The 15,210-nt window shown below is 72.6% G+C and carries 17 protein-coding genes; 6 read left to right on the top strand and 11 right to left on the bottom strand.

Going from position 1 to position 15,210, the window contains the following annotated elements; genetic code table 11:
* Positions 1-54 precede the first annotated feature (54 nt).
* Both V1633_RS03035 and V1633_RS03030 read right to left on the bottom strand, forming a co-directional pair.
* On the bottom strand, positions 55-549 hold the full coding sequence (locus V1633_RS03035; RefSeq protein WP_331212574.1) for a nucleoside-diphosphate kinase: 495 nt from the start codon (positions 547-549) through the stop codon (positions 55-57).
* A gap of 162 nt (positions 550-711) precedes the next feature.
* Positions 712-1,971, bottom strand: coding sequence for a DUF418 domain-containing protein (locus V1633_RS03030; RefSeq protein ID WP_331212573.1), 1,260 nt, complete (start codon positions 1,969-1,971; stop codon positions 712-714).
* 153 nt (positions 1,972-2,124) lie between these two features.
* Here V1633_RS03030 and V1633_RS03025 point away from each other — a divergent pair, with 153 nt between their 5' ends.
* The gene (locus V1633_RS03025) at positions 2,125-2,766 is read left to right on the top strand and encodes a TetR/AcrR family transcriptional regulator (protein WP_331212572.1); all 642 of its coding nucleotides are present in this window, start codon (positions 2,125-2,127) and stop codon (positions 2,764-2,766) included.
* Positions 2,767-2,871: 105 nt separating this feature from the next.
* On the opposite strand, the gene V1633_RS03020 is transcribed toward V1633_RS03025, so the two are convergent.
* The 4 genes from V1633_RS03020 to V1633_RS03005 form a co-directional block, all read right to left on the bottom strand.
* On the bottom strand, positions 2,872-3,255 hold the full coding sequence (locus tag V1633_RS03020) for a hypothetical protein (protein ID WP_331212571.1): 384 nt from the start codon (positions 3,253-3,255) through the stop codon (positions 2,872-2,874).
* A gap of 185 nt (positions 3,256-3,440) precedes the next feature.
* A complete protein-coding gene (locus V1633_RS03015; RefSeq protein ID WP_331212570.1) occupies positions 3,441-4,313 on the bottom strand; it encodes an LLM class F420-dependent oxidoreductase in 873 nt (290 codons plus the stop codon).
* A 122-nt stretch (positions 4,314-4,435) separates the two neighbouring features.
* Positions 4,436-6,877: a CHAT domain-containing protein gene (locus tag V1633_RS03010; RefSeq protein ID WP_331212569.1), complete on the bottom strand. Its 2,442-nt coding sequence runs from the start codon at positions 6,875-6,877 to the stop codon at positions 4,436-4,438.
* Positions 6,878-6,911: 34 nt separating this feature from the next.
* Positions 6,912-8,003, bottom strand: coding sequence for a tetratricopeptide repeat protein (locus tag V1633_RS03005; RefSeq protein WP_331212568.1), 1,092 nt, complete (start codon positions 8,001-8,003; stop codon positions 6,912-6,914).
* Positions 8,004-8,086: 83 nt separating this feature from the next.
* Here V1633_RS03005 and V1633_RS03000 point away from each other — a divergent pair, with 83 nt between their 5' ends.
* Entirely contained in the window at positions 8,087-8,467 is a 381-nt protein-coding gene (locus V1633_RS03000; protein WP_331212567.1) for a hypothetical protein, read from the top strand.
* Positions 8,464-9,294: a hypothetical protein gene (locus V1633_RS02995; protein ID WP_331212566.1), complete on the top strand. Its 831-nt coding sequence runs from the start codon at positions 8,464-8,466 to the stop codon at positions 9,292-9,294. The genes V1633_RS03000 and V1633_RS02995 overlap by 4 nt, the downstream gene beginning before the upstream one ends.
* 85 nt (positions 9,295-9,379) lie before the next feature.
* Here the strand turns inward: V1633_RS02995 and V1633_RS02990 are convergent, their stop codons facing one another.
* The 3 genes from V1633_RS02990 to V1633_RS02980 all read right to left on the bottom strand — a co-directional run bounded on the left by V1633_RS02990 (position 9,380) and on the right by V1633_RS02980 (position 11,111).
* Positions 9,380-9,712, bottom strand: coding sequence for a putative quinol monooxygenase (locus tag V1633_RS02990; RefSeq protein ID WP_331212565.1), 333 nt, complete (start codon positions 9,710-9,712; stop codon positions 9,380-9,382).
* A gap of 72 nt (positions 9,713-9,784) precedes the next feature.
* Positions 9,785-10,486 (bottom strand): OmpA family protein, encoded by a 702-nt coding sequence (locus V1633_RS02985; RefSeq protein WP_331212564.1) that lies wholly within the window; start codon positions 10,484-10,486, stop codon positions 9,785-9,787.
* Positions 10,487-10,511: 25 nt separating this feature from the next.
* Positions 10,512-11,111: a hypothetical protein gene (locus V1633_RS02980; protein ID WP_331212563.1), complete on the bottom strand. Its 600-nt coding sequence runs from the start codon at positions 11,109-11,111 to the stop codon at positions 10,512-10,514.
* Between the two features lie 279 nt (positions 11,112-11,390).
* Between V1633_RS02980 and V1633_RS02975 the strand changes: the two genes are divergently transcribed.
* On the top strand, positions 11,391-11,849 hold the full coding sequence (locus tag V1633_RS02975; protein ID WP_331212562.1) for an SSI family serine proteinase inhibitor: 459 nt from the start codon (positions 11,391-11,393) through the stop codon (positions 11,847-11,849).
* A gap of 122 nt (positions 11,850-11,971) precedes the next feature.
* On the opposite strand, the gene V1633_RS02970 is transcribed toward V1633_RS02975, so the two are convergent.
* Together V1633_RS02970 and V1633_RS02965 are read right to left on the bottom strand one after the other, a co-directional pair.
* A complete protein-coding gene (locus V1633_RS02970; RefSeq protein WP_331212561.1) occupies positions 11,972-12,688 on the bottom strand; it encodes a YqjF family protein in 717 nt (238 codons plus the stop codon).
* Between the two features lie 67 nt (positions 12,689-12,755).
* Positions 12,756-13,469 (bottom strand): GAF and ANTAR domain-containing protein, encoded by a 714-nt coding sequence (locus V1633_RS02965; protein ID WP_331212560.1) that lies wholly within the window; start codon positions 13,467-13,469, stop codon positions 12,756-12,758.
* 291 nt (positions 13,470-13,760) lie between these two features.
* On the opposite strand from V1633_RS02965, the gene V1633_RS02960 reads away from it, so the two are divergent.
* Positions 13,761-14,222 (top strand): STAS domain-containing protein, encoded by a 462-nt coding sequence (locus tag V1633_RS02960; RefSeq protein WP_331212559.1) that lies wholly within the window; start codon positions 13,761-13,763, stop codon positions 14,220-14,222.
* Between the two features lie 355 nt (positions 14,223-14,577).
* The gene (locus V1633_RS02955) at positions 14,578-15,153 is read left to right on the top strand and encodes a hemerythrin domain-containing protein (RefSeq protein ID WP_331212558.1); all 576 of its coding nucleotides are present in this window, start codon (positions 14,578-14,580) and stop codon (positions 15,151-15,153) included.
* Positions 15,154-15,210: the final 57 nt, after the last annotated feature.

Genomic DNA, 15,210 nt, shown 5'->3' with positions numbered 1-15,210 from the left:
CCCCCCCCCCCCGGGGGGGGGGGGGGGCGCGCCCCCCCCCCGCCTGGTTCCGGGCTAGAAGACGTACCGCTCGGCGAGGGTCTGGTAGTCGAACTGCTCCTCGTCGGCGAACCACAGCTGCGCCTCGTACTTCGCCTCGTCGACGCTGCCCGAGGCGTGGACCAGGTTGGCGATGGCCTTGCCGGTGCCCTCGGCGTACGTCTTCGACATGTGCGCGAAGTCGCCCCGGATGGTGCCCGGCGCGGCCTGGGCCGGGAAGGTCGTACCGATCATCCGGCGGACGTTGGCCACCGCGTCGACCCCCTCCAGCAGCAGGGCGATGACCGGCCCCTGCTGCATGTAGGTGGCGGTGGCGTCGTACACACCCTTGCCGAAGCGCTCCTCGAGGTCGAAGTAGTGCTTCCGGGTGAAGTCCGCGTCCATGTGCTTCATCTTCAGGCCGACGATCTTCAGGCCGGCGTCCTCGAACCGCTGCACCAGGCGCCCGGTCAGGCCTCGCGCGACCGCGTCGGGTTTGAGCAGGACAAGAGTACGTTCTGTGGCCGCCACCGTGGCCCCTTCCTCGATCAACTGGTCGGGCCCTGACGAGTTGGATCGTCCGGCTGCCCCGAGATCCGGCCCTCGCACGCTCCGGCGACGGGCCGCTGAGATCACGATAGTAGTCGGCCCCGATCCGGCGTCCCGGTGCCACCGACCACCGACCGGCGGGGCTCAGCCGGGCACGGTGGCCCGTTCCCGCTCCCCGGCCGGGCGTCCGGACCGGTAGCTGAGCCGGCGCAGCAGCACCTCGGCCGGGCCACGCCAGTGCGCGCGGCGCATCGCGTCGGCGAGCAGCACGGTGCCGAGCCAGACCCCGACCGCGACCGCCGAGGCGCCCGCGTCGCCGATCCGTCCACCGAGCCCGCCGAGGTACGGGACGAAGATCAGCACGAAGGCCACCGACTGGAGCAGGTAGCAGGTGAGCGAGCGCTGTCCGCAGGCGGCGAGCGCGGTGACCACCCGGCCGGGTGCGGCGGCTCTCCGGCGCGCGACGAGTCCGGCCAGCGCGGCGTAGCCGAGCCCGCCGGCGATCCCGGTCAGGCTGTGCAGGACGTACGCCGGTACGGCGGTGGCCGCCGTCCAGCCGGTCCAGATCCCGGCGTCGATGAGGGCCAGCGGGGCGCCGCCGAGCACGGTTACCGAGATGCCGATCAGGGCGGTCCGGCGCAGCAGGGCGCGATGCCGGCCCGGCTCGTCGAGCAGTCGGCGGCGGGCCGCCCAGATGCCGAGCAGCAGTGGCGTGACCACGTCCAGGGCCAGCATCGGGGTCAGGAACGTCCAGGTGAGCAGCCGGGCGCCGAGTGCCTCGACCGGGGACTCGACCCCGGTCGGCAGCGGCGTCGACCCGTTCTCGATGACGCCGAACGGCGGTACGACGGCGACGGCCATGAAGACCAGCGTCCAGAGGCCGGCGACCCGGAGCAGGGTACGGTCCCGGGCGCGCAGCATGCCGACCAGGAGCAGTCCGAGCAGCCCGTAGGTGGCCAGGATGTCGCCGAAGAACAGCAGCAGCGCGTGGACCAGGCCGAAGGCGATCAGCCACCGGCTGCGTCGCCGTAGCAGGGCCCGTACCTGCGGCCAGTCCTCGCCGGCGGCGGCGCGCCGGTCGGCCAGCCGGACCAGGCTGTACCCGAAGAGCGCGGCGAACATGGGCAGGGCGCGACCGTCCACGAAGAGCACCTGGAGCAGGGCGACGACCTGGTCGGCCGGGCTGCCGTCGAGGGCGTAGCCACGGAACCCGGTCGGTTCGCCGTAGCGGTACATGTGGGCGTGGGCCAGGGCGATGAGCAGCAACATCGTTCCCCGGGCGAGGTCCGGGGCGAGGGACCGGACGACCGGCCCGGACCGGTCGGTCGGTGGCACGGTCGGTGGCGTGGCCGGCTGCGCGGTCGGTGGCGCCTCCCGCGCCGCGCGACTGGCGGTTCTGGACATGGTCCACCCCGTTCTGCTGAAGGGTCGGCTCGGCGGCCGCCGTCTGACGGCCGCCCGGCACAATCGCCGGAAGAAGAGCAGCAAATAAGCTACGCACTCGTATCTAAACGCAGCTCATTAAGATACGCAAGCGTTTCTTCGGCGGGAGTCAGCATGCGCGAGAACGAGCCCGGCGGGGCGGCCGGACGAGGCCGGCGACGCGGGGCGGAGTTGATCCGGGCCATCCACGAGGCGGTGCTGGCCGAGGTGGCCGAGGTGGGGGTCGGCGGCCTCACCATGGAGGGCATCGCGAAGCGGGCGGCGACCGCCAAGACCTCGCTGTACCGACGCTGGCCCTCACCTCGGGAACTGCTGCTGGACGCGCTGCACGACGCGCACCCGCAGGAGGCCCCGACCCCGGGAGCGGACGACCTGCGCGGCGATCTGATCCGCGCCCTGGAACAGCTCGTCGCCTGGATGACCACGCCGGCAGCCAACGCGGTAGTCATGATCATGATGGAACGGCATCGCCACCCGGACCTGGTCGACGCGCTCTACACCCGGGTCTTCGACGCCCGGGGCGGCACCTTCACCCGTACCGTGCTGCTGCACTACGCGGCTCGGGGGCAGCTCGACCCGACCCTGATAACCCCGGTGGTGTCCGACATCGGGGAGGCCCTGGTGCTCAAGCACGCCACGGACCACGGCCAACTACCGGACCGGCGACTCCTCGCGGCCATCGTCGACCAGGCGATCCTGCCGGCGGTCGGGGTCCGGCCGCCACCTCGTCCGGCGGAGCCGACGGGATCCCGCTGACCCGGGCCGACCGGCGGGCCGGCGGGTACCACCGTCTCGGCCATCCGCGCGCCGGTCGCGGTGCCGGCGTACACGCCCACGAGGTGGGCGCCCCTGACGTCCGGGTCAGGAACGTCCCCGGCGCATCGCGTTCTGGGCGAACCGGGACCCCGAGACACGGCGTACCGAGCCGGCCGCCGCTGACCACCACGGGGCCACCGGGCGGGCCAACCGGATCAGCCGGTCGACGTTCCAGCCCTCGGCCCGCTGCCGGGCGGCTTTCCGCCGCCGGCGCTCGACCACCACGCCGGCCACCGCCGCGACAGCCGCCGCTGCCGCCAGCGGTACCGGCCGGCCCCGGAGCCGCTGGCCGAACGCCCCGGTTTTGGAACCGGAGCGGGCAGCCGCCTCCGGAGCGCCGGCCCGTTCCAGGCCGGGCGCACTGGACCGGTCCGTGGCGGTGACGCCGGCCAGGTCGTTCGTGGTGCTGCCGCTGCGCATGTCGCCCATGGCGGTCTCCTTCCCCTCCGGCCGGGCCGGGTCGGCGCGGCCGGGGCACCCCTGCCAGGTGTTCCGAGGTGCCCTTCCACCAGGTGATGTTGCCACCGTGACCGACCGGCGGAAGGCAAAACGAGAGGTTGCCTCGGCTCCGTCGGGGTCGCGCGACCTGCCGTACCGGCGCCGACCGTCGGCGGCTAGAACTGCCTGACCACCGGGATGACGTCGGTGCCGATCCGCTCCAGGACGTCCAGCCGGGGCAACTGCGGTACGGCACCGATGGCCATCTCGAAACCGAGATCGTGCAGCCGGTGAAGTTCCTCGACCAACTCGCCGGTCTTCTCCCCGTTGTCCCCGACGTCCAGCAACTGGTACACGGTCTTGGTGATCGAGTTGTAGTCCCGACCCTCGGCCTCGCAGTGCCGCCGCAGTACGTCGAGCTTGTGCTCCAGTTCCGGAGTGTTGAACAGGTTGCACGCCTGGGCGTACCTCGCCACCAGCCGCAGCGTCTTCTTCTCTCCCCCACCGCCGATCATGATCGGCGGGTGCGGTGTGGTCAGCGGGGGTGGGGAGTTGAGCAGGCGGTCCGCCCGGACGTGACGGCCGACGAACGGGCCGTCGTCGTCCGACCACATCTGCAGCAGGTAACGCAGCGTCTCCTCGAGCAGTTCGTACCGCTCGGCCAGTGGCGGGAACGGGAAACCGAGACCGCGCGACTCCTCCTCGTTCCAGCCGGCCCCGATGCCGACCATCATCCGCCCGCCGGACAGGACGTCCAGGGTGGTCAGGGTCTTGGCGAGCAGCCCGGGCGGCCGGTGGTGCACCCCGGTGATCAGGGTCAGCAGGGTGGCCCGCTCGGTGTGCGCGGCGAGGAAGCCGAGCGTGCTGTACGCCTCCAGCATCTCCGCCTCGCTCGGACCCACTCCACGGATCTGGAAGAAGTGGTCCATCACCGCAAGGTAGCCGAAGCCGACCTGGTCTGCCGTACGGGCGACGGCGGCGAGGTCGGCGCCGAGTCCGGCCGGGCCGTTCGGCCAGGTGAAGTTGGGAATCTGCAGACCGAGTTGCATGGCTGTCCGGCGCTCCTTCCGCCGCCACCCACCGGCCGGTGAACCGGCGAGGGCGACCGTAACCACCCTAGACCAGCACGAACCCGTACACCGGGTCATCCGTCGGCCGGCTTCAGGCCCGGTCACCGACCGAGATGCAGGTACGAGGCCCAGGTCATCGGGTCGTCCGGGTACCGCCGCCGCAGGTCACGGAGGCAGCGGTGGACAACCCGCGCGGCGTCCCGGGGATCCTGGCAGACCGCGGCGGCGATCTCCGGGGCGATCTGGTCGGCCACCGGCCATAGCGTGGCGACCACCTGCCGGTACCCCGCCAGGTGGAACGCGGCGCCGAGGTGGCTCGCCTCGTCGAGCAGGTCCACCCGCCCACGGGCCGTCTCGCAGGCCGAGAGCACCGCGAGTTCGGCCGCGCCGAGGTCGAGTCGGACCAGATCGGCGAGCCGGAGCGGCTTGTCGTACAGGTAGAGGGCGCTGCTTCCGGGTTCGGAGAGGTTCTGCCCGCCGTGGCAGGCGAAGTGGACGTACGGATGCTCCGGCAGCGCACGGAGGACCTCCGTGGTGGTGGCCTCCGCTCCGACGAGCGTGTCGCACGGTCCCGGAAACCCCGACACCAGCAGGTCGACCTCGGTACGGGCGTGCCGGACCGGTCCCGCCGCCGGCAGGTACGGCGGTGCGTCCGGGAGCGCGGTGACGAGCAGCCGCCCCGCCACCGGGGTGCCGCCGGGGCGCCGGGCGTGCCTGAGCGCGCCGAGGCTCGGCGTGTACGACGACACGACCCGGTCCAGCACACTCTCGCCGCCCGCACCGTCTTCGGGATCGTGGTAGCCGGCGGCGTGCACCGGCAGGGCGCTGAGCGGCCCGGTCGGCGACCACCAGAGTCTCGGCCACCGCCCGACCGGCGTGCCGGTGTGGCCGAGCACCGTCAGGATGTCCCGGGCGAAGCTGTCCCACATCCACTCCAGGCAGGCGAACACCGCCTGCCGGGCCGTCGGGTCTCCGGTCCGGACCAGCCGGTCGACGGCGGTCAGGCAGGCCACCGTCCGGTCTGCGGCGTCCCGCCAGGTCAGCGCGGGCAGCGGAATCACCCGTACCCCGGATCCGATCACCACCAGGGCGTCGCAGCGGGCCTGACTGACATTGACGATCACCACCGGGCCGCCCTCGGCACCCTCGGCGAGTTCGGGGTACGGCGTCGGCAGCAGGAAGCGCGCGAACCCGTCCAGCCCCCGGACCCGGGTCAGCAGATGCTCCCACTCGTCGGCCAGCCGACGGCGTTCGTCGGCGTCCTGCGCCGGATCGTCGAGCCGCCGCCGGACCTGGTCGAGTCGGGTGGCCAGGTCGGGGTGGGCCTGCCGCAGGGCGGTGAGATCGGTCCGGGCGTCGAGCAGTTGGCGCCACAGCACCGCGCGCCCCTGTTCCAGCAGTTCGACGGCGCGTTCGGGCGATCCGGCCGCGATCGCCGACGCGGCGGCGGCCGGTGCCAGCCCCGGATACTCGCCGAGCAGTTTCTCCCGGCCGGTCCGGTCCAGTCCCCGCCAGGTGAGCAGCGGCAGCAACCCGATCGCGGTGGCGTGGTCCTCGACGGACTCGGCCAACCGCCCCCGTTCGCTCTGGGTGAGCGCGGCCAGCGTGGCGGCGATCATGCGCATCCGGACCGGCCCGGTCGAGGTGGCGGCGGTACGCCAGTGGGTCAACGCCTCGGTCAGGTCCTCGGGACGGTCGTAGGCGTCGGCCCGGATCCGCAGGCAGATACCGAGCGACGTACGGAAGTCGGCGGCCCGCTGGGCGAACTGTGGACCGAGTCGGGCGAGCAGGCGACCGGCGTCGACCGCCCGGTCGATGTCGGCCCGGTCACCACGGGCCCCGAACCGGTCCCGCCAGGCGTCGACCAGGGAGCCGAGAATGGTGGCCCGGTCGGACGTCTCTCCGGGGGTCAGGTCCAACGCCTCTTGGAGCAGGTCGATCGCGGCGTCGACGTCCTCGACGTCACCTCGGAGCAGGTACCGGTGCCGCCGTGCCAGGCCGAGGTTGACCAGCCCGCCGATCCGCTGCACGGTGCCGGGCGGGGCGAACTCGACCGCCCGGGTGCCGACGTCGACGGCCTCGTCGAGGTCACCCTTCCTGGTGAGCAGCACACAGAGGTTCGCCAGCAGTGCGGCGTCGTAGGGCCGGGCGGCCAGCACCTCCCGGACCAGGTCGATCGCCCGGGTGAGGTCGCCGGGCTCGCCGAGGTAGCCGTACCGTCGGCCCAGCGCGCCGCTGAGATTGGCGAGGGCGACCGCCCGCTCGGGGTCGCCGCTGGGCAGTGCCGCCGCCACCTCGTCCAGCAGGGCGACCGCGTCGTGCAGCGCGGCCGGTTCGGCGGCGTGCAGGAACACCGTCTCCAGGGCGGCGGCCAGGGACAACCGGCACCAGACGCCGTCCGGATGCCCGATCGGGGTGACCGTCAGGGCCCGGCGCAGCGCCTCGACCGCCCGGAGGTACCGGTCGGGCAGGTCGCTGTCGAGCGCCGCTCCGTACGCCTGCTCGGCCTGTCTGATCAGGTCCTCCCGCTCCGCCGGGGTCACCGGTACCCGCTCCTGCGCGGCCAGCGGCCGACCCTCACGGCCGGTGCCGGGACGGGCCCGGGTGGTTGGTCTGCTCCTGCCGGACGGCGTCGAGGTAGGCCCGGGCGCGCTGCCGGAACCCGTCGTCCCGGGACGTGGCGGCCACCTCGAACAGTTCGGCGGCCCGGTCCAGGCTGGTCCGGTCACCGGTGTGCTGGTAGCGGACCCAGTGGTGGTAGGCGAGGTCGCCGGCGAACCCCGGCCGCTGCGCCCGGTGCGGGCCGGTGCCGTCGAGCGCCTGCTGGAGCGCGGTGATCGCTTGGTCGAGATCGCCGGGCTGGCCGAGGCGCTCGAACCGGACCCCCAACGCGATCCCGAGGTTGTTCTGCCGGACGGCCCGTTCGGCGTCGTCCGGTGCGGTCCGTGCGACCGACTCCGCGAAGAGTGCGACGGCCCGGTCCAGGTCACCGTGGTCGCCGGTGTGGTGGGTCCGGATACGCAGGGCGACGGCGAGGTTGTTCAGCGTCTCGGCCCGGTGCTCCGACGTGGACAGAAGTGCCTGGGCCGCCTCCTCCCCGGTACGGACCGCGTGGTCGAGAGCGGACCGGTCGTTGGTGAGCTCGTACACGGTGAGCCAGCCGAGGCAGACGTTGCTCAGGATGCCGGCGCGGTCGGCGCTGTCGACGGGCGACGCCTCGACCGCGTCGAGGAACAGGTTGATCGCCTGGCTCACCGCCACCACGTCACCGGTGGTCCGGCCGTGGGTCATCAGGTTGACCGCCCTGCCGAAGAGCCGCTGCGGCGCGTCGTAGTTCGGCTGACCGGTGAGCAGTCCCACGGTGACCAGCAGCAGCGTCGGCAGGCTCTGCGGCGCGGTGCGGTAGACCGGCGCCAGCAGCTGGGCCGTGGTGGGCAGGTCGGGCAACGGCGCCCCCGGCGCCAGCAGCCCTTCGCTGCCCAGCCGGAGCCAGCCGAGGAGCAGTACCACGTCGAGGAAGTCGGCGGAGTCACCGGTGGTCTCCGTGCTCACGGCGATGACCAGCGCGTCCACGTCGGGGCCGGACAACCCGGCCACGTCCCCGGTGGCCAGGAACCGGTCGAGCCGGGCGCGCAGCTCGCGCAGCGGCGCGTCCCGTCGGCGGTCCACGCGTTGATGCTAGTCGCTGTCCAGGTCTGCCACCATGGTCCGATCCGGAGGTGCACGGCGGTCGACGGCGGACGGGAGACACAGTGGACGGATCGGTGACCAGCGAGGACGAGGCGCTCGGTCTGTGGTGCGAGAACCTGCCGGCGTTGCGGGCGGAGGCGGCCAGGGCCGGCGCGGCGGGGCGGCTCGACCGGGACGTCGCCCGGGTCCGTTCCGGCGGCTCGGTTCTGTCGGCGTACCGGAAGTGGCTGGCGACAGCGGATCCCGCCACCTGGCGTACCTGGTCGGAGCCGGGCGGTGTCGCGATGGCCGGACTTCCCGGACCGTCCCCGGTCGGACCGGTCGGCACCGGGAGCTACCGGTGCCCGGTGGGTCGTTGCGGCCGCACGGCCGGCCGCGATCCGCAGGGACACCCGCCCGACTGCGCGGCCTTCGACGCGCCGATGACGCCGGACCGGCGATGATCGGCCTGCTCACCGAGATCAGCAACCGGATCGCCTCCCGCTGGATCGTCAGCGTCCTGCTGCCCGGCGCCCTCCTGCTGCTGCTCGGCGGGTGCGGGATCGTCCTGGGCCATGCCCAGGCACTGGACCTGGACGCCCTGGTCACCGCCGTCGAACGTGCGGTGTCCCGGCGGCGCGGTCAGCCCGTCCGGTGGGTGGTGGAGGTCGCTCTCGCCGTCGGGTCGGCGGGCCTGCTCGGCGTCACCGCCCGCGGCCTGGGGACCCTGCTCCAACGGTTCTGGTTACGCGAACGGCACCTGCTCCCGGCCCGGCTGGGGCTACGGCAACGGCGCTGGTCCCGCTACCAGCGCTCGCTGGCCACCGCCCGGCGACACGGCATCGAGTCGGTACGGGCGTACCTGCCGCACCGGCCCACCTGGATGGGCGACCGGCTGCGCCTGGTCGAGGCCCGGATCCAGGCGCAGTACCGGATCAGCGCCACCCTGGTCTGGCCCCGCGTCTGGTTGCTCACCGGCGACGAGGTGCACGCCCCGGTCGGCAACGCGCGGGGCCGGTTCGACGCCGCCGCGGTGCTCGGCGGCTGGTCCGTGCTGTACCTCCTGCTCGGCGCCGGCTGGTGGCCCGGCGCCGTGATCGGCGGAGCGCTGATGTTCGTCGCCGTCCGTCGGGCGCGGGTGGCGCTGGACGAACTCGCCCTGCTGGTCGAGTCGGCGATCGACCTCCACTGGCGGGACCTCGCCTCGGCACTGGGCGTCCCGGTCGCGGGCGGCACGCCCAGCCCGGAGGAGGCCGCCCTGATCGACGACCGCCTGCACAAGGGCGGCTGAGGTGTGCCAGGGGCCCCTCCCTGTCATCTCCGGTACCGGAAGGGGCCCCTGTCGCTCGCCCGGCTCCGCCTGGCCGGGTACGACCTCAGTTCCGCTCGGGTACGGCCATCTCGCCGAGTTCCGACCAGTCGTCCTGCGGGATCGTGGTGTTCACGATCCGGGGCGTCTCGGCCAGGTGCGGCGGCAGTGTCCGCTGCGCCGTCCGGAAGTGCTCCGACCGCACGTGGGCGGCACCGGCGTCGCCGTCCCGGAACGCCTCGACCAGGACGTACTCGGTCGGGTCGGTCACGCTGCGGGACCACTCGAACCAGAGGCAGCCGGGTTCGGCCTGGGTCGCCGCGGTGAACTCGGCGGCGATCTCGGGCCACCGGTCGGCGTACTCCGGCAGCACTCGGAACTTCGCGGTAATGAAGATCATCAGGTTCTCCTCGTACGACGTGTCGCGCGACGTGACCAGGTCACGCCCGCCGAGCCTAGTGAGGTCGGCCGGTCACCGGTCGAAGCGGATCTCGACCCGCCGGTTCCGCGCCCGACCCGCCGGGTTGTCCCGGCCGTCCCGGACGTTCGGCGCCACCGGGCGGCTCTCGCCGTGCCCGTGCACCTCGAAATCGAGCGCCGTACCGGCCAGCGCCTCGCGGAGCACGTCCCGGACCGCCTCGGCGCGCCGTCGGGACAGTTCCCGGTTCGACGCGTCGTCGCCGATCGCGTCGGTGTGGCCGTCGATCCGCACCGTTCCCCTGGCCTGGGTCCGGAGCCGCTCGGCGATCGTGGTGAGCCGTTCCCGGGCCGCCTGCGACAGCGCGTCGCTGCCGAATCGGAAGAGCACGTCGGCGTTGAGCGTCAGCTCGACGCGTTGGTCGGTTTCCGCCTCGCGGTTGTTCCCGTCCAGGTCACCGCTCTGCACGTAGATGTCCCGGGTCGGGGCGGCCAGGCCGACGGCCGGCACGGCGAGGTCGACGACCGGAGCGACCACCTGCGCACCGGCGGGCAGCTCGGGCCCGGGCACGACCCTGGCGGGTGACGCCGGGCCGGTCGGCTCCGCGCGGGCGAGGACCAGGCCGCCCGGACCGGTCGACGCCGGGCCGGTCGGCTCCGCGTGGGCGGGTGTCGGGGCGAGGCAGGTCACCGCCACCTCGATCGCGAGCACCGCACCGACGAGCACCGCGATCCGGGTCGGGGCCGGTCGTGCCACGATCGGCGGGCGCCCGGCCCGCCGGTCAGCCGAGCGGGACATTTTCGAAGACCGGCACGTTCGGCACCACGATGTCGACCGCCCGGACCTCGTCCGGCGGGGCACCGAAGACGGCGTACAGCTGGACCGACTGACCGGGCTGGACGAACACCCCGGCGAGGTCGGCGGAGCAGAGGTACTGCTCCTGGTTGTTCTGGCCGGCCCCGGGGTTGTCGACCCGGGCGACCAGATACTGCTTGCGGTTCTTCCGGTCGACCAGCGACACCCCGGCCATGGTGTGGCCGACCGTCTCCCCGGCGAACTCGTCCGCGACCTGCCAGCGCTGCCCGCCCTCCGGGCCGGTGTTGGTCATCCGCAGGTTGACGGTGACAAAACCGTTGTCGCGGCGGAGCTGGTGGAGCTCGACCCGGACCGGGACGATCCGGCCACTCTCCTCGACCTCGATCTCCCGGGTGGCGATGATGCCACCCAGCGGCTCCGGTTCACCGCCGGCCGTACCGCCGGCCGGTGCGGAACCCGAGCCGGAGCCGCTCGCCCCGTCGGCGCCGCCGAAAATTCCACATCCGGTCGATGACAGCACGGCCAGCGCGAGTACGCCGACGATGGCCATCCTGGACAGACGCACGGGCTTTCCTCCCTGATTCGGTTCGCCGGTCGGTCCCCGGCACCCGGGAACGGACCGGACTCACCCTAGGCAGGCTCAGGTCACCCTTACTGACCAGCGAATTCCTGTTGGCACGAACTGGGGAGCCGACAGCGGCGACCACCACGGCGACGACCACCACCACGGTCACGACGACGGCTGGGCCGCCGACGGCAGCGGCGGCCACGAAACGGGGCGACACGCTACCGAAACGCTGAGTTAATGTATTTGCATCGATCTAAATCAATGAGCGGAGGAGAGATGAGAAAGCTCGCTGCCGCCCTCGGCGCGCTCGTCGTGGGACTCGGCGTGGTGGCCGGGTTCCCCACCGGCACCGCCAGCGCCAGCACCGTCGACCCGGCCGCCCCGGCGGTCACGTCACTCCAGGTGGTGATCGGCGCCCCCAAGGGCCCCGGCCCCAGCAAGCGGACCGAGCCGGTCGTCGTCCTGCTCCGCTGCGACGGGCCCGGCAACGAACACCCGTACCCGGTGCAGGCCTGCGCCGAGATCGAGGCGGTCAAGGGTGACATCGACGCCATCCCACCCCTGGGCGCCGGGTGCGCGGGCGTGTGGCAACCGGTCGAGATCAGCGTCTCGGGAATTGTCGAGGACGAATCCGTGTACTGGACCGAGGAGGTGTCCAACGAGGGCTGCGCGGTGCCCTCGCACGGACACGTGTTCCGGCTGCCGCTGGATGGCCGGACACCGCACCAGCGCTGACCGTCGGCGCGCACGCCGTCACGCCGCCGGCCCGGGTCGCCAGCTCGGCTCCGGCGGCAGACGGCACGGCACCGGACACCCGGCACCGGATCCCCTGGGCTGCGGGTCGGCCTGTCAGCGGGTCAGCGGTGCCACAGTCCGACCCGGACCGGCACGCCCGGGGAGGCGTGGGCCAGCGGGCTGCCCTCCGGCGCGGGCAGACCCGCCCCGACCAGCAGGTCCTGGTCGACCCGGAGCGGTTCCACGTGCTGCAACGGCCAGTCGGGGTGCGCCACCTCGGCGGTGGCGAGCCGGCCGCCGATACGGGTGAAGAGCCGGTAACGGGCGGTGAGGAAGTGCGCCAGCGGGTCCCGCTCCTCCTCCGTCAACGGTGGCCCCAGCCGTACGTCGACATCGCAGCGCACCCCCGCCGGTCCCGGCCACCGGCGGCGACAGCGGTAACCGACCCGCTCCCCGTCCACCCGTACCGACATCCGTGACCAGTAGTAGGGCAGGGCGTACGTCGCCCGGGCGGCCAGCACCGCCGGCAACCGTGCCGCGTCCAGTGACAGGAACCAGATTCCGGTACGCCCTCGCCCGTCCCGCACATACGTCCGGACGTTGGTCTCGGGAAACCGCGACAGCCAGGGCAGCGCCGGCACCAGCGGTGCCCGGACCTCGCGCATGAGGAACGGGGTCAGGCCGACCCAGGCCGAGCCGTCGAAGGTCTCCACCTCCAGGCCCGCCGGGAGCATCGACCCGATCACCTCTGGCGGGTACCGCCAGTGCAGGAAGGTGATCCGGTCCCAGCGGTGGTACATGGCCGGCCGGCTTATCCGTGGCGATGGTGGGGCCCGCACGCTCTCTCCTTCCCGAGACCTCTGATCCGTCGGGCCGACTGATCCGTCGGGCCGACGTCCGCGCGGGTCAGCCGGATCGAGGCTGGCCGGCCTGTGTGACGAGCGCGGCGGCGACCTCCCGGACCTTCCGGTTCGAATTCTGGGAGACCTTGACCAGGAGCGCGAACGCCTCGTCGGCGGTGCAGCGACGCTCCCCCATGATGATGCCCTTGGCCTGCTCGATGACGGCCCGGCTCTCCATTGCGGTCTGCAACTGGCGTACGACGGTCGTGGTGGTCTCGTAGAGGTGGGCGTTGGCCAGCGCCACGGCGGCGTACTCGGCGAACGCCCGGGCCAGCGCGATGGACTCCTCGTCGAAGGCCTCCGGCCTGGCGCCGTACATGTTGAGGGCGCCGACGACAGTGTCCTGCACCGGCAGTCCGATCGAGAGCAGGCTGCGGATCCCCTCGGCCTGGGCCCGGGCCGCCCAGTCCGGCCAGCGGACCTCGACCGAGGTGTCGGGCACCGAGAGGGTGCGACCGGCCTCGGCGGCGTCCAGGCACGGCCCGGTGCCGCGCTGGTACTGCCACTCCTCCAGGCTCACCGCGACCGGGCTGGTGGCGGCCACGGTCTGCGCCTCGGCACCACGTACCAGGGTGACCGAGACCTCCCGGGCGGCCGGAACGGCCCGCTTCGCCAACCCGACGATCGACTCCTGGACACCATGCAGATCCGTCTCGCCGAGCTTGATCTGACCCAGTTCGACGAGCGCGTCAACGGGATCCAGGTGTGACGGCGCCATCCCTTCCGAGGATACGACGAGATTGCCGAGAGCGCGTCCGACACGTTCCGCGGCGCCGGACGAGCCGCTTCGAAACGGTGCCACCACCTCTGACCGGAGCTGCCCTGACCTGGTCGGGATTGCCACACGTCCGCCGGTCGGCACGTACACGTTTCCCGACTGGAACGTGCCACGATTCCCGGTGGAGGACGCCCGGCCTGGTCAGTCCGGCGGGCACCTCCGTACAATTGACTCCGGGTCAAGCCAAGTGCCCATCCTGCTCTTCGCTCAGTCGAGAGAGGCTGGTGCCTCGTGTCCGAACACCCGCTCCCCAGAAAGGCTGCCGCCAACGGCATCCGTCCGGCGCCGGAACGTTCCAGGCTGTCCGCCAATCGCTCCGGATCGTCCGGGGCCTTCCGCCTCACCGGCACACCACTGACCGTCCGTCACCATCTCGAGAGCACCGGGTCGGACGTCAGCCCGGCGACCAGGGCAAACCGTCTGCCGGTCATCTCCGCGGTCGGCGAGGTGGACGTGGTCACCGCGCCGCTGCTGCAACGTTCGCTGGTCCGTGCCGTCGAGGGCAACGACCAGGTCTGCTGCGACCTCGACAAGGTCACCTTCTTCAGCGCCGCCGGGCTGCACGCGTTGCTCGCCGCGCGGCACCGGGCCACCGAGACCGGCACCCGGCTCGCGGTCCGGAACGTGCACGGCATCACCCGCCGCATCCTGCACCTGGCCGACGTCGAGGACGTCCTCGGCCTGCGGCCCTGAACCGCAGCGATCCCGAACCACGGCGACCCTGAACACCGGGCCGGCCCGCTGCCGGCACGTCGAGCGTCGGCTCTTCGCCGGTCTGGTGGACAGGGCGCCGCTCCGTGCGGCGCCGGGACAACCCGGACGAGCAACAGACAGCTGTCCCACGTTGGGCACATTCGTCCCCCTGACGCCGCCGCGGTCGCCTGCCCGGGGCCGTCGGATGCCCGTCAGGCACAGGAGAACGTCGCCGCCGCCGCTTCACCCGGCACGGCACCCACATCCGCCACCCCCGCCCCGCTGACCCCACATGAAGGCGCCTGTTCGGGGAACCGTAGGGCTATCAACCACGACGGAAGCGAGGTGGCCGGCGATGACGGCGACGAAACAACGGGACGTGGTGGACCTCCTGGTCGACCAGCACAATCAGATCAAGACGCTGTTCGGCCAGTTGGGCAGGGCGCAGGGTGCCGAGAAGCGGGAACTGTTCGAATCCCTGGTCCGCCTGCTGGCGGTGCACGAGAGCGCCGAGGAGATCGTCGTGCACCCGAGCGCGCGTAAGAAGATCGACCGTGGCCAGCAGGTGGTGGACCAGCGCCTCCAGGAGGAGGACCAGGCCAAGCGCGAGCTGGCCGAGTTGTACGACATGGGCGTCGACCACCCGAACTTCGACGCCCGGATGGCAAAGTTCGCCGACGCGGTCATGCAGCACGCCAGCCACGAGGAGAACGAGGAGTTCCCCTCGCTGCGACGCAGCATGTCCGAGGCACAGTTGGCCCGGATGGCCGGCGCGGTACGGGCCGCCGAGGCCACCGCGCCGACCCGGCCGCACCCGCACAGCGGCGAGTCCGCGTCGGCGAACCTGCTCGCCGGCCCGCCGCTGGCCGTGTTCGACCGGGTGCGGGACGCGGTACGCGACTGGCGTGAATCGCACGCCGACCGGGACTGACCGCAGACCGGTAGCGATCGCCTCCCGGTACCGCGCACGGGCCGGGCGGCAACGCGT

The organism is Plantactinospora sonchi (assembly GCF_036422035.1).
Lineage (GTDB): Bacteria > Actinomycetota > Actinomycetes > Mycobacteriales > Micromonosporaceae > Plantactinospora > Plantactinospora sonchi.
The sequence above is the reverse complement of the archived record's forward strand: the minus strand, read 5'-3'. Positions and strand labels throughout refer to the sequence as shown.